9 protein-coding genes are annotated in these 15329 nt (G+C 47.6%); 6 read left to right on the top strand and 3 right to left on the bottom strand.

What is annotated here, in order from left to right; genetic code table 11:
• The first annotated feature begins 21 nt into the window (after positions 1 to 21).
• The 4 genes from QL234_RS23330 to QL234_RS23315 all read left to right on the top strand — a co-directional run bounded on the left by QL234_RS23330 (position 22) and on the right by QL234_RS23315 (position 5229).
• On the top strand, positions 22 to 1197 hold the full coding sequence (locus QL234_RS23330) for a mandelate racemase/muconate lactonizing enzyme family protein (protein ID WP_044830351.1): 1176 nt from the start codon (positions 22 to 24) through the stop codon (positions 1195 to 1197).
• 265 nt (positions 1198 to 1462) lie between these two features.
• Entirely contained in the window at positions 1463 to 2242 is a 780-nt protein-coding gene (locus QL234_RS23325; protein ID WP_281560173.1) for a hypothetical protein, read from the top strand.
• Between the two features lie 62 nt (positions 2243 to 2304).
• Complete coding sequence (locus QL234_RS23320) at positions 2305 to 3081, top strand: hypothetical protein (protein ID WP_281560172.1); 777 nt, start codon at positions 2305 to 2307, stop codon at positions 3079 to 3081.
• Positions 3082 to 3096: 15 nt separating this feature from the next.
• Positions 3097 to 5229 (top strand): hypothetical protein, encoded by a 2133-nt coding sequence (locus tag QL234_RS23315; protein ID WP_281560171.1) that lies wholly within the window; start codon positions 3097 to 3099, stop codon positions 5227 to 5229.
• A gap of 129 nt (positions 5230 to 5358) precedes the next feature.
• On the opposite strand, the gene QL234_RS23310 is transcribed toward QL234_RS23315, so the two are convergent.
• The 3 genes from QL234_RS23310 to QL234_RS23300 form a co-directional block, all read right to left on the bottom strand.
• Positions 5359 to 7353 (bottom strand): LTA synthase family protein, encoded by a 1995-nt coding sequence (locus tag QL234_RS23310; RefSeq protein ID WP_281560170.1) that lies wholly within the window; start codon positions 7351 to 7353, stop codon positions 5359 to 5361.
• A 269-nt stretch (positions 7354 to 7622) separates the two neighbouring features.
• The gene (locus QL234_RS23305; RefSeq protein ID WP_281560169.1) at positions 7623 to 9482 is read right to left on the bottom strand and encodes a DUF885 domain-containing protein; all 1860 of its coding nucleotides are present in this window, start codon (positions 9480 to 9482) and stop codon (positions 7623 to 7625) included.
• A gap of 272 nt (positions 9483 to 9754) precedes the next feature.
• The gene (locus tag QL234_RS23300) at positions 9755 to 12337 is read right to left on the bottom strand and encodes a TonB-dependent receptor (RefSeq protein WP_281560168.1); all 2583 of its coding nucleotides are present in this window, start codon (positions 12335 to 12337) and stop codon (positions 9755 to 9757) included.
• Between the two features lie 470 nt (positions 12338 to 12807).
• Between QL234_RS23300 and QL234_RS23295 the strand changes: the two genes are divergently transcribed.
• Entirely contained in the window at positions 12808 to 14829 is a 2022-nt protein-coding gene (locus QL234_RS23295; RefSeq protein WP_281560167.1) for a methyl-accepting chemotaxis protein, read from the top strand.
• 64 nt (positions 14830 to 14893) lie between these two features.
• Positions 14894 to 15322 carry a DUF3010 family protein gene (locus tag QL234_RS23290; protein ID WP_281560166.1) on the top strand — a complete coding sequence of 143 codons (429 nt, stop codon included), beginning with the start codon at positions 14894 to 14896 and terminating at the stop codon, positions 15320 to 15322.
• Positions 15323 to 15329 lie beyond the last annotated feature (7 nt).

The following is a 15329-nucleotide window of genomic DNA, read 5'->3' as shown; positions in this document are numbered from 1 at the left end:
GGTTGATAGCTAAGGAATATTATGAAAATCACCCAAGTAGAAGTATTTGATATTGAATGCCCGAAACGCGAAGCCTGGAACCCGGTCTTTATCCGCATCACCACAGATGAAGGTCTAACCGGTGTTGGTGAAGCGGGTCTGGCGTACGACTGGGGCCACAGCGCCGCTGCGGCCATGATCAAGGAAATCAGTGAGGCTATTTTGATCGGTTTCAACCCGTTCCAAACCGAGCTGTTATGGTCCAGAATGCTGCGGGAAAGCTTCTGGGGTTTAGGGGGCGGTCCTGTGATTTACGCCGCGATGAGCGCTATAGATACCGCCCTTTGGGACATTAAAGGCAAGGCGCTGGGCGTGCCGGTTTACCAGTTACTCGGCGGCAAGGTCAACGACAAGTTACGCACCTATGCCAGCCAGTTGCAGTTTGACTGGGACAGCCAGGTGAATCGTCTGGTGCAGCCGGAAGATTACGGCCGTGCGGCAGAAAAAGCCATTGCCCAGGGTTATGATGCGGTAAAAGTCGACCCTATTGTTTATGACAAAGACGGCAATTCCCATTTTGACCGTACCAAGCTCTTTACCAAACCTGAGCTGAGATTATTTAAAGACAGGCTGCAGGCGATCCGCGATGCCGTGGGTGAAGATGTCGATATTATCTTTGAATGTCATTCTTTGCTGGGGGCGGCCACGGCAATACAAATGGGACCGATAGTGGAAGAAATCGGCTGCCTGTATTATGAAGAGCCGGTGAACTATCTGAACTCTGCGGTGCATAAAAAAGTGGCGGATAAGGTTAATGTACCGATTGCTGGCGGCGAGCGTTTGTATAACCGCTGGGGCGTACGCCCTTACTTTGAAGATCAGAGTATTGACGTGTTGCAGCCGGATATCGGTTTGTGCGGCGGTTTTACCGAAGCGAAAAAAGTCTGTGATTACGCCGATGTTTATGATGTCCGTATCCAGGCCCATGTCTGCGGCGGTCCGGTAGCAACGGCAGCCTCGCTGCATTTGGAAACTGCTATCCCGAACTTTTTAATTCATGAGCATCATACCTATGCCATTAAAGATTGGAACCGGGAGTTATGTTTGCAGGATCCGCAGCCTAAAGACGGTTTCTTCCAGGTGACTGAGGTGCCGGGGATAGGCATTGAGCTTAATGATGAAGTGGTAAAACGCTCACCTAATGTTGTGATTAAATAGCCTATCGGCAAAATGACTTAAAGCGCATAGCTTCATTAAAGAAAAAGGCGATAAGAGAATCGCTTTTTTCTTTTTAATTTTTGCTCCTTAAAGTTTGATTCGTGTTAATGCCTCGCTAATTTTTCATTTACCGGATATATGTGCTGATGTACAATCCACCTCCAATTTACCGGATAAATTATAAGCAGTATCGGTAAGTCTGTTTAAAAACGCATTCTTGTTCTGTTTCTTCCGGTAGCCGTTAGTTTAAAGCCGGAATTCTATTTTGAAAAAAACTATTGTTGCCCTTTTTATGTTTGCCAGTCAGCTATTGCCCTTGAATGCTTTTGCCGCCGGTAAAGTCAATTATTTGAATGTGGATGAAGATATTGTTTATTTCTCCACTAACGTGACGAAAGCTGCAACCAGCCCCGCGTGTATGGTTGCGAAAAATGCCGAACGCTGGACCATATCCCTTAATACCAAAAATGGCCGGGCCATGTACTCTCTGCTGGCAACGGCGTTGGCGGGGACTTTGGATATTGAAGTCATCAGTGGCCAGGATTGCAGTGTAATTGATGGCTTTGAACGTGCTCGCAGTATCGCTGTAATGCCGGATTTAAGTGCTGCTACCGGTGTTGATGCTTCTGCGGAAACACCGGTTAGCGGCCTGTATTTATACAGCGGTGATGGTCTGTCTAAACTTGGGTCAGTGGTGCAATCTTCAGGCGCTAACATTTTTTATTATTATTCGCCTGACAGTGAAAATGAGTTGGTAAAATATCACTATCTAACGTCGACTTCTCCGGTTAGTTATAGTGGGCTTGACTGTACTGGAGATACCTATATGAGTGTAAATCACACGGGGTATTACCATAAAGTAGTGAACAGATATATCGATGTTCCAAGTACGAAAAAAGTAACGACCAACGCTATGTCTTATCTTGTTCATAGCGGGGAATGTTCGAATCGCAGTCAGGCAGCAACAAATACAGAATATGCGGTAAATTTTTCTTACCACCATCCGCAATGTGGCCAAAGTCCCTGTATCTTAAAAGATAAATAAGCAGATTTAATTCCTGGCTGTTAACCCTTCTCTCCATTTAAAACTATCAAAAGAAAATTATAATGAAAAATAAATTATTTCCCTGTTTACTCGCTTTGTCTTCAACTTTTGTTATCAATGTGTCTGCCTTTGCCGCCGGTAAAGTGAATTATTTAAATGTTGATGAGGATGTTGTCTATTTCTCTACCAATGCAACTGAAGCTGCCAGCAGTCCAGCCTGTATGGTGGCAGAAAATGCCGGGCGCTGGACCATCTCGCTAAGCACTAAAAATGGCCGGGCCATGTATTCTATGTTAGCAACGGCACTAGCGGGTACCTTAGATATAGAAGTTATTAGTGCACAAGATTGCACTGTGATTGATGGATTTGAACGGGCCCGTAGTGTGGCTGTATTGCCGGATTTATCTGTAGCCGTTGGTGAGGAAAGTGTACGAAAAGATCTTTATTTGTATACCGGGGATGGGCTAACGAATATTGGCCGGATAGTGAATATAGACGGTCTTACTAATATTGATTACGTGGCTCCCGACAATAATCGTATTGTGCAAAGGTATAAAATAGTAGCGACTGCTACTCCGCTTTATTATACCGGCAGTGATTGTACGGGAACAGCTTATGTCGCCTTTGGAAATTATACCGCTTACCATACTGACTTAAATGGCGGCCAATATATGAAAACGGGAGGCTCTTCAGTAAGTAACGTTGTCATCAAATCACAGTTGCTTGGAAGTTGCCGGAATAACAATGCGTATACCTTGTCATATGCCGCTTACGCCGTCGATAACAGTTATATTCATCCATTGTGCGGTAACAATGCCTGTTTGTTTAAAGAAGAATAAACAGGCCGGCTTACCATGACCCAGTATATTATTCCTCGGCTATTGGCTGTTATATTGTTGCTCAGCTTTAGTTTTAGCAGTGCAGCCAATAAAACAGCGGTGCCGTTTTTATTCGATTTTATCTTAGATGACTTAGAGAGCGCCTCGATAACAAGCACTAGCATACCGCCCCTGAGTATCGATGGTGCTTATACTATCAGCTGGTCTGGTGTCGAAGGCATGACAATTTACACCCTGGAAGTGCAAACAAGTGATGGTGGTGAGTGGTTGCAGGTTTATTCCGGTTCAGATACTGCTTTCCAGATTGCAGCTCAGGCAGACGGGCAGTATTTCTATCGGGTACAAGCCTGTAGTTCAAGTGAATGTAGCGCTTACCTTGAATTGGATGCGATCAAGGTTGGTATAGATGCCCCTGAAAATGTGCTTGCAACAAGACAGGATGGCGAATATTCCCTTAATTGGGACCATGTTAACGGTGCTGAATATTACCAGATTGAAATCAACGAAAATAATCTTGGCTGGACCGCTCTTTCGACAACGGCCGCTCTTACTCAAAACAGTTTTAGTCACACACCGGAAAATTCACTTGTTGCTTTTTATCGGGTCAAAGCATGTGCCAATGCCAGCTCGGGTGAGGTTTGTTCTGTGTGGTCGGAAAACTCCAATACCGTAGGGCTTATTGCTCCCGCCAGCATCAGTGCGGTTAAAAACGGTGTCGCTATTGATTTAAGTTGGACTCCGGTCGTGGGGAATAGCCGTTATGAGTTGGAAATGAGGGAAGGCAATTCCAGCTGGCAAAATGTCACAGACTCTCATTACCGTCCCTATATTGGCGGAGATTATGACTACCGTAATACCACTTATCCAAAAACCCGGTTTGACAGCCAGCCTCAAGGCAGCAGGCAATTTAGGGTTGCCGCCTGTAATGATGAAGGCTGTACCGAGTTTTCTCCCGCCAGTGAAGTGATAACATTTGCTGATGGACCTGAACGTCCGCAGGCGCCGGTGGCTCAAAAGATAGAAAATACCATTACCCTGGCCTGGTTACCTGTCAGTGGTGCTACTAATTACCATGTTGAGATCAGCACTAACCTGGCGCAATGGTATAACATTACCGGCGTCATTGAGTTTGATCCGGGTAATCCCACCGAAATCAGTCTGGTTTATAGCGCTGCCACAGGCTTGCGGGTGTTTAGAATCATTGCCTGTAATGAAATTGCGTGTTCACCTGTGTCACCTGATTCTAACTGGATAGATGGTTCTAATATCTTTCGCCGGGTGCCTAAGGTGCCCGGACAGCCCAGGGCTTTAATATATGGAGATACGGTTACCGTAACCTGGGAAGGGAGCCCGGGGGCAGACGCTTATCATATCGAAGCTAAATACGGTGATGCCGACTGGCAGAACATTACAGCAATAGCCGGCTCCGGCGACCAGACCCAGTTCTCTTTGGTTGGCTCATATGCTGAAGACAGTTTTTACCGGGTATCCGCCTGTTATGACGGTAACTGTTCTGATTATTCAGATGTCTCGGCTCGAGCGACCCGGGTACCGGATATCCCGGAAACACCGGCTATTTTAGTTGATGGTTTAAAGGTTACTCTTAACTGGTTAGCCGTTGCAGATGCAGAGTCTTATCTGGTACAAAGAAATCTTAATGATGGCGGCTGGTTGCCGCTGGCACAGAGCAGTGATATTTCGTTTACCGATACGCTAACAGACTCTGCCAGTGTCAGCTATCGGTTAAAGGCCTGTGCCGGAAGCGGTGATGATATGGTGTGCTCGGAGGCATCTTTAGAGACGAAGATAATGGTTACTAAGACCCCGGCTGTACCTGAAACACCGACACTTTTGGTGAATAAGTCAGCTGTCAGCCTTAGCTGGTCACCGGTCACAGATGCAATGTCCTATCAAATTCAAAGGAAAATTGATGCGGCGGATTGGGTTGAGCTACCGCTTATTAGCAATACTTCCTTCTCAGAAACCTTGAGTGGTTTTGGCACCGTCAGTTACCGTTTACTCGCCTGTGTAGGGGTTAATGAAGCCAAGGTCTGTTCCGAGCCGTCAGTACAGGTGTCGGCAGAGTTTGTACAGGATACCGTTATCATCATTAACACTAAATTACTGGGAGTGCCGGTCAGGCAATAAGGTAGAAATGACTTGACGCTGTTCTTAATGTGAGCACTACTTGACCAGAGAAAACCGGTAAATAGATGGAAGGCGGTTATTGCACCGCCTTTTTTATTGCTTGAAAGTATTTAAGAGAAGGGCTTATCCTTACTTCCCCTTGATTAACTGGGCTCCTTCCATAATGTAATACCAGGCCAGTCCCATCAGGTTTTCATAGTTATCTACCACGAAACTTAAGGATTGCTGTTGATCTTTGTTGGTGTTTTGTTCCGGCTTGATCGTCCCGCCTTTAGGAATTGTCCAAAGTTCCTGTGTACTCATGATTTTCTGATTGGCAAAAGTAAAATCATTTGCGGTTTTGTGCTGCAGGGCGTCGCCAAAACTAAAGTAGGAAAAACCTTTCGGAGCGATCAGTTCTATCATGGTGGGCACCATATCTAAATGATTACCGGCAACCTGGGTGTCGATTAACCCCGGGGTGATATTTTTTCCATATAAAATAAAGGGCACGGCGGAGATCTCATATAAGCTCGGCTTGGCATGGAAATAGCGGCGGCCGTAGTGATCACCGGTCAGGGCAAAGAGGGAACTGGGCCAGTTCTCTTCTGCCTGGCGGACAAAGTCTCCCACCGCTTTATCGGCAAACCACAAATGGCCCAGTGTATTGGCGTCTATGGAGCCGTCATCGAGCTTTTTGACTTCATCCGGGTAGTCGCGGTTATCCTGGTAGGGATAACCGCGTGCCAAGACATCCATGGAAAAGGGACCGTGATAGGTGGTGGTCATGATCACGCTAAAACTTTTCTTTTGCCTGCTGATTTTTTCCTGCACTAAGTCAAACAACTGATCATCGTCTATACCCCAGATACCGGCGCTGCTTTTACCGCCGGCATGGGCGGCGGTATAGACATTGTCGACTCCCTGGTTTTTCACATAATTGCCGATGTTTTGCCAGGAAGCCAGGCCGCCATAAAAGAAGTTGGTTTGATAACCCAGGTTTTCCATGGTGGTAAAAACAGAAGAGATGCTGGGACCGCCTACGGCGCCGCGCTGGCTGACATTAACGCCGGTAAAGGGGATGCCGGATAAAATCGACGATAACGAATTCATGGTGCTGCTCGATGCCGGCAGAAAGTGCTTAAAATGCAGGCCTTTGTTGCCTAAGGCCTTTACCTGGTCGGTCAGGTGTAAGGGGGCATATTGTTGCTGCAGCGGCCAGGCATCATAACTTTCCATCACCACTAAAAAGATATGCTCGGGCGTGTCGATAACCGCACCACCAGCCTGTTTTTTCAGGTAGTCGGTTAACTGCCCGGAACCGGCATGATCGCCAAAGGTCTGCTGCGCTACGGTTAAGATGTCTTGTTCGCCGGTGAAAGGGTTGTTGTTCCCCTGCTGCTGCAGGGCCCGGTAGTCCTTGAGTGCATACACCAGTGAGCGAGCCGGGGTAATGATGGTTTTATTTAAGAAGGTATCCGGGGTCACTTCCGCCCATTTTCGCATTGCCGGGCGGGTACTGAGGGAGCCCCGGGTGGCCACAGCCAGCAAAATAAAAGCCAGCAGGGCTAAGCCTATTTTTAAGCCGGGGTTGTGCATCTGTTTGATAAAGTTTGGCGCGCTGATATTTTTGTGGATATAACGCAATAAAAACAACGATATCGTTAGCCAGGCAAAATAAATCAGCAGGCTGATGGAAGGGTTGTATTGTCCTATGATAGTAGAAGCTATCGCCGACTGGTCATCGTACAGGGCTTCGATCACGAAATGGTTAAATTGCTCGTTATATTCCTGAAAATAGGTGATGGTGATCACACATAATAATAAATTAACGACAAAGAACAGGGTTGAAAAACTGCAGCGTATTACCGCTATAGTTTTGAAATATCGTAGGGGTAATAACAAGGCCATAGTTAAAAAAGGCAGCACCAAAAATACACCGCTCATGGCTGAGTCAAATTTAAAGCCGGTCATTAATGCGGTAAAAATATCTGAGAGGCTGGTCGAGCCGCTTAACTGGTTACCAAAATAATCAATAAAGAAGAGTCGAAAAGCCATCAGCATAGTAACGGCAAGCAACCAAGTTACGGCGAGTTTCGTAGTTTCATCACAAAAAACAGCCCATTTACATTTAATTGTGGACAATAGGATAACCTCCGAGAAAAGCTGGGGATTTTACCCGTGTTACATTTTTGTTACTAGTTACATTTGTGTTGTTTTTGTGATGAAAATGTTAGAAATTGTTTTTTGTTGATTTGATTATTGTTTGTTTACGTTGTCCTTCGTATTTGTTGGGTTTAAAAAAGCCCTGATACTTGATCAGGGCTTTATCGTTAACCTTTAACCTTTAACCTTTAACCTTTAACCTTTAACCTTTAACCTTTAACAAACAGGTCTGGCGGTTATCGTAAGTGCTAGGCTTTAGCTTGTCTCTCGCTGATGTAGTTATCTATCATAGTTTCAAGGACGTTAAGCGGCAGCTCTCCCCGGCTTAATACCACGTCATGAAATTCCCGGATATCGAACTTGTTGCCTAAGGCCTGTTTGGCTTTTTCCCTTAGCTCGAGGATTTTTAACATGCCGATCTTATAGGCGGTGGCCTGAGACGGCATGACCACATGGCGTTCCACCATTTTTATCACATCGGATTGGGCGTTGGGGGTGTTGCTGGCGTAATATTCTATGCCCTGGGCCCGGGTCCATTTTTTCTCGTGGATGCCGGTGTCTACCACCAGGCGGCAGGCGCGCCATAATTCCATGGCTAAACGGCCAAAGTCCGAATAGGGATCCTGGTAGAAGCCGATTTCCTTAGGCAGATATTCCGAATACAGGCCCCAGCCTTCGCCATAGGCAGTGTAGTCGCCGAATTTACGAAACATCGGCACATCTTCCTGTTCGAGTTTTAAGGCATTTTGCATATGGTGTCCTGGGATGCCCTCGTGAAAAGCCAGGGCTTCCATCTGATAAACCGGCATTGCCGCCATGTCGTACAGGTTGGCATAATAATAACCCGGGCGGGAGCCGTCCGGTGCCGGTTGCTGATAAAAGGCTTTGCCGGCGGATTTTTCCCTGAAGGCTTCGACCTTTTTCACTACTAAGTCGGCTTTGGGTAACTTGATAAACAACTTATCCAGCTCGGTCTTCATGTTGTCGATAATTTCAGTGGCTTCTTTGAGGTAGCGGCTGCGGCCTGCTTCATCATTGGCATAATAAAATTGCGGGTCGTGGCGCATAAAGTCAAAAAACTCATTGAGTGTGCCTTTAAAGCCGACTTTTTTCATGATCACCGACATTTCCTGGTGAATGCGTTTGACCTCGCTTAAACCTATCTGGTGGATTTCACTGGCACTGAGATCTGTGGTGGTAGTATTTTGCAGGGCGCGGTTATAAAAGGCTTCGCCGTCGGGCAGTTTCCAGGCGCCGTCCCGGGTATCGGCCTTGGATTCGAGCTTGACCAGGTAATCGATCAAGGCCTGGTAGCCTGACTGGTAGCTGGTCAGCAGGGCGTTGTTGGCGTCTTTGATAAGTGCGCTTTTCTCTTGCTCGCTGATATCGAGTTTGTTGACTTTACCGGTAAAATCATTCAGTAAAGTGCTCGGGGCGCTGTTGTCAAACGGTGCGCCGGTTAACAGGTTTTTTGAATCGCGGATAACATGGGCAAAAACAAATTTCGGCGGAATGATGCCTTTATGCTCGCGGATGCGCAGTTGTTCCACTAACTGCTTCAACAGTTTTTCGGTGCCGTGCAGGCGGCTGATATAATCCCGGGCCTGCTGGGTGTTGTCTATGCTGTGCATATTAATCATGATGGCGGGCAGCTGGGCATGGATACCGTGCATCTGGTTCACCGGGTAGTTGTGGTGGCGCCATTTAAAATCACTGATATCGTCTTTTAACTCTTGCTCAAGCAACTGGTAGTTGAGCCTGGTTTGGGCATCGAGTTTGTCGGTATCCAGGGCCCGGATGCGCGCTAAATCCTTCTTGGCAAATTCCAGCTCTTTATAGGCATTTTCTTCGGATAAATCATGCCATTTATCATAATTGGTTTTTAAGCCAATGTAGGTTTGATATAAGGGGTTGCGGTTGACCTCTTCCATAAAGATAGCATCGAATAGCTTGTTGGCTTTTTCCGATTCGCTGAGTTTTTCCGCTATATCTTGTGTGTTTTGGGTGACGCTTGCTGTGGCTTTTGTCTGGCTGGTGCTGTCAACTGAACAGCCGCTGAGTATGCCTGCAGAGAGTGCTAAGGCGAGCAAAGATTTGTTAAAAGACATGATGTTCCCCGGTAAAATTTTTCATTGTTATTTTAGTCTTGATTATCTGACTCAGTGTGCCTTGAATTGGCAGGCTTTTTCAATGTTATCAGGGCTGCAGGAGGGAGATTTTGCAGGAAAAGGTGTTTCTTAATGTTTCAGGAGCTGTGAAGCAGGGAGAACCGTTTGCTGTAATAGTTAATGTGCCGGCCATCAGCTGTACTCAGACTGGGCTAATGGCGGCACATGAATTGTCGGCGCCGGGGAAAACCGATGCTTAACTTTCGCTATGACTAAAAGCTATAACTGACCCGGCCGTAGATAAAGCGGCCGTCGATACCATAAGCAGAGAAGCCCGAATAAGGGAATATCTGGTTAAAGGTAGTGCTGCCGATATTGCTGACGGTATCCTGCGGATACTGGTCAAACAGGTTGTTGGCCCCGACCGCCAGTTGCAAGTCATCGGTGAGCTGATAACTGACATCCAGATCCGTGATCCATTTGGCAGCTAAGACTTCATGGTTGTCCGGATCGCTGGAAGCGTCGGTAACTTCACCGTAACGGGTGGCGCGTAAAGTGGCGGTTAAGTCATCCATTGTCCAGGTGGCGGCCAGGTTATATTTATCCTTTGGTGTGCCTTTTTCAAAGCGGGCGATTTCCCGGTCGGAAAACAGCACATAATCATCCCCCAGCGAGTTCAACTCTTCCGGGTTTGCTTTAAGGTGAGTGACTTCGGTGTCGTTGAAGTTCAAAGCGGCACTTAAGGCCAATGCACCATAGTTATTCAGATCAAGATCATAGGTGGCGACTATATCTATACCTTTAGTGGTGGTGTCTATGGCATTGGTAAAGAAGCGGGCGCGCTGGGTGTTGAGTTCACCGGCGGCGATTAAGATGGCTTCGACGGCATCACCGCTGAGGTTTTCCGATAATACGATGCGGTCATCTATGGTGATGCGGTAGGCATCTACGGTTAAGTTGAAGTTGTCCAGCTGATAGACAAAACCTAGTGTGGCATTGACCGACTCCTCCGCTTCTAACTGCTCGGCGCCCAGCGCCCGGGCTGCATTATGGTCAACCGGGAAAATACCGACTTCATTGGGCACGCCGTTTTCAAAAACCGTGGCGACAGATTTATAGCTGGTCTGGGCTAATGACGGGGCTTTAAAGCCTGTGCTGATCGCACCGCGAAATGCCAGGGCATCACTGACTTCATAACGGGCGGCGAGCTTATGGTTAAAGGATGAACCAAAATCGCTGTAGTCTTCATAGCGGGCGGCGTAGGACGTATTGAAGTTATCGGTGAGATCGGTATCAAACTCGACAAACAGGGCGACATTATGGCGGCTGCGGTCCACTTCACTCTCTGGTGCGAATCCGGCCAGTACCTGGGCGCCGCCCGGGCCAACCGGATCGCCGTTTTCATCTAACACGGTAATATAAGAGGCTTCTTCACCGGCTTTTATCTGGTAGTTTTCATGGCGGTATTCCGCCCCCAGGGCAACAAAAACATCGTTGGGCAGGCCAAAGTCAAAGCTGTTGTTGGCGCTGAAATTGACCAGGGTTTGCTCGTAAACCAGGCTGCCGTTATCAAATTCTGTCGGGCTGTCAACTCCCATGGAGGTATTGAGACTGTTTTCGACACCGAAGCTAAAATCATTTTTGCCGTAATTGCTGCTCAGATCCCAGTCCCAGTCATTGTATTCCCCGCGCACCCCCAGAGCCAGCGAGTGATCTTTAACCTCAGTGGCTATATGGGGCAGGAAACCGTCGGGGTAGATTTCTGCTACGTTGCGGCTGTCGTTGGCGCGACGGTAAAAACCGCCGGAGAGGCCGTCGCGTTTACCGTAAGAACCGAAAGAATAGAGTTCGGTTTGCTCATTGAGGTACCAGCCAAAGTTATAAAACAGTGCCAGGTCGTCAATATCTGCCTTGCCGAATTTGTGGTTGTAACGGTCAAAGGTGAATTCCCGCGGATCCAGCTGGTCATTTTCATCCCGGGCATATTGTTCGCGGGGATCAAAGCCTGAGCGGTCGGTGCCCTGGCGGTTGCGGGTTTCAAAGGCCAGATGAATAAACCCCTCATTGCCTAAGCTAGTACCCCAGTCGCCGGCAATTGTGGTAATGCCGCCGTCACTGCGGCTGCGATCGCCATCTGTGACGGGATCCAGGATGGTTCTGCCGTCTTCATCAAGTGTGGTGCCCATGCCGGTTAACTTCGGCGAACCGGCCATTTCGGTTTCATACTGGCCGTAGGTGGCGCTGATGCTGCCGCCTTCCTGGTCTTTTAAAATAATATTGATCACCCCGGCGATGGCGTCTGAGCCATATTGCGCCGCGGCGCCGTCACGCAGGATTTCTATGCTTTTAATTGCCGAGGTCGGGATGGTGTTTAAATCCACCGCGGTAGAGCCGCGGCCGACGGTGCCGTTTAAATTAAGCAGTGCCGAGCTGTGGCGGCGTTTACCGTTAACCAGCACCAGGGTATGGTCCGGCGCCAGGCCGCGAAGTACGGCGGGGCGGGCATGGTCGGTGCCGTCGGCTACGGCGGCATGGGGGTAGTTAAAGCTGGGGATCAGGGAACTTAATACCTGGCTCACTTCCAGCTGGCCCGTGGTGGCCATGTCTTCAATATTGATGACATCAATCGGCACCGTGCTTTCGGAAATGGTACGGTCATTACGACGGGTACCGGTGACGATAATGCGTTCGACATCTGCTTCTGCCTGCTCCTGGGCGGCCAGGGCCGAAGTACTGGTGAAAGCGCCTGCAGCCAAAACTAAAGCAAGGGAGCCGATGGCGGCGTAGCTGGCACTAGTCGCCTGATTATCGCCGACTATGGCCTGGGCCAGGCTGTTTTTCTTTTTATAAAACATGTTATTTCCCGGGGTGATTTATGAGAGAAAGTTAGAATTATCATAAGTTAACGGAAACTGGCAAGCACGCAGGGGTCATATTTCAGCCAGATGTGGAGCCGCTTCCGGCAAAAACTCGACAGCGGTATAGATATTTGTTGCTTGCCTTTATGTTTGTTGTTGATTTTTATGGTGAAATTTTCGAGTTGTCGACAGCTGGATCGGCTTGCTATTGCCAGGGCTGTTTTTTGTTACGATATGTTTCGTAATGTGTGTTCTATAGTTAATTACGAGCAAATAAGAAGCTTTACTCAGGGAGGTGAAGTTTTATCCGTATTGGTCCATCAGCATGCAGGGCTTGATTTCATTCGTTTTAGCTGAATTTCACCCATGAACTATTTGTTTGGATAACAATTTTTATCTTGTCAATCAACAGCTAATTTGAATATCATGAGTTAACTGGTCGGACGTTTAAGCAGGCAGACGGTATTATGATCCTCAAAGTGGCCCATAAAGTAATACTTGGTTTTACCTTTATTTTAATTTCTTTGTTAGTTTCCAGCATCAGCTCGATTGGCATTCTAACCGAAATCGGTGACTCCACCCACCAGGTGGATGAGGTTGCGATCCCGGTTTTAGGGCACAGCAATGCCATGCAAATCCAGTTATTAAAGCAGGCCAAGTTATCAGCATTAATCGCCACTACCTTAACCACCGAAGAGTTAAGCAAGCTCAAGGCCCGCTTTGAATCAGAGGGCAAGCGCCTGGGGGAGCAGTACAAACCTTTGACCGGGATGTTATCTGAGGCGAAAAACAAAAAATTCTTACAGGGCTTTAACACTTATTATCAAAGTTATACCGATTCCGTTGCCAAGATGTTTTCCGCCCGAGAAGGTGAGCTTAACCTCACCATGGAGCTGATGAACCAGCAAAGGGTTTTAGATAACCATTTAAATGAAGCCAGTGCCTTGCTGGTGGATTTGTCTTACCTGGAAGACGAGGAGAAACAACAGCAGATCGACCGAATTATCGGCGCTGCGGGACAAACGGAAGGTTATACCATCAACCTTACCGAAGCGACTAAGCTTATTATCTCACTGGAAAATGGCGAAGAAGTTACCGAGGCGGAAGAAACCATACAGATTGCGATCGGCAATATCACCCAGCAACTGGTTTTTTTGGTTCGTCTTGGCGAAGAATATGATACCGGCGGCTTAATTGAACAGTTTGTTGAGGAGTTCAACAGTTCGAAAGAAAAACTGACCGGGGATAATAACCTGTTTGAGCTCAAAGTTCGTCAGCTGGAGCAAATCGCCTCGCTTAATCAGGCACTGGTGCAATCGGAGCAGGAAATAGAGCAGGCGGTTCAGGCGATAGATGCCCTGTTAGCCTCGGTGGATAAAAACCTGAGTCAGTTGCAGCTGGCGGTGTTTGATAATGTTGAAACCGGACAAAATATTACCCTGTGGATCCTGGTGTTATTGTTTGTGATCGGGGTGGCAATCGCTTATGCCACGGTGCGCGCTATGATAGGGCCGCTACGGGGGATAAACCGGGTGTTGTCCTATATTGCCCAGGGGGATTTGTCGCGACAACTTAAGGTGCGCTCGGATGATGAATTTGGCGAGTTATCAAAAAATGTCAACCGGGTGGTGGCGGACCTGCGTAAACTTATCGCCGATATCGGAGACAATACCCGGGTATTAAATAGCGCCGCCGAGCAAAGCAGCAAAGAAGTGGAAGACGTTACCCGGACCTTGCTCAGACAAAAAGAGACCGTGGTAGAGGTTACTTCGGTGACCGATGAGCTGGGATTAAGCGCCGACGATATTCTGGCAAAAGCCAATAACGCCGAGCAGAAAATGGATAGCGCCCTGCAGCAAAGTGATGAACTTAAAGGCATCGCCAATACCACCAACGAGCATATGGGCACTTTGGTCAATACCCTGGATCTGACCTCAGAAGTGATGCTGGTGCTGCAGCAGGAGTCCACCAACATCAGCAGCATACTGGAGACTATTCGCAGTATTTCCGATCAAACCAATTTACTGGCATTAAATGCCGCGATAGAAGCGGCGCGCGCCGGAGAAGCCGGACGGGGTTTTGCCGTGGTTGCCGATGAAGTGCGTATGCTGGCCAGCCGCACCCAGGAATCGGCGGGAGAAATCGATACCATGATCCAGTCGCTGCAAAAGAAAACCGCCAGCGCGGTGGCAGATATTGCCAATGGTAAGGATGAAGCCAACAAATGCCAGCAGCATACCGACCAGTTACTTAATACTTTGGTGATGATCACCGAAGCCATTGCTGAAATGCATAGCATGAGCAGCGAAATTGCCCAGTCGGCGACCCTGCAAAATGATCTCAGCAACAATATCAACAGCAGCATAGGTGATGTGGTGGAATATAGCCAGCAAAGCAGCGATAAGTCTTCCTCTACCCAGGATTATATCAAGCAAGTGGCAGATTTGGCCGAGAAACTCGATGCTTCGGTGGATGCCTTTAAAGTGTAATAACTTTGCTATTCGCCGGTTGCCCCTTTATACTAGCCGCCGCAAAAATAATGAGGTTTTTTCCATGAAAGTATGTGGTGTTGAATTAAAAGGTAATGATGCAATTGTCTGTATTATGTCATTACAAAACGGGTTATTTGATATTCCGAAAGTCAGGGTGCAAAAGGTCAGTATCGAAGATGCCGCCGATGCCGAGCAAGTGAAAAAATTTCAGTTTACTTTTGCTAAGTTGATGGCCGATTATCATGTTGACAAGGTGGTGATTAAAGGCCGCGCCGTTAAAGGAAAATTTGCCGGCGGTCCGGTGGGTTTTAAACTTGAAGCGGCCATCCAGTTAATTGATGATCTTGAGGTGGAAATTCTTTCCGGCAGCTTTATCAAGACTGCGCTGCAAAAAAGCCAGATAGATATTGATTTTCGCGATACCGGTTTAAGAAACTATCAGGAAACGGCCTTTTCAGCAGTGTTTGCTTATATGTTAGGCCAAGTTTAATACCAGG

The sequence above is a fragment of the Thalassomonas sp. RHCl1 genome (assembly GCF_947387555.1).
GTDB lineage: Bacteria > Pseudomonadota > Gammaproteobacteria > Enterobacterales > Alteromonadaceae > Thalassomonas.
The sequence above is the reverse complement of the archived record's forward strand: the minus strand, read 5'-3'. Positions and strand labels throughout refer to the sequence as shown.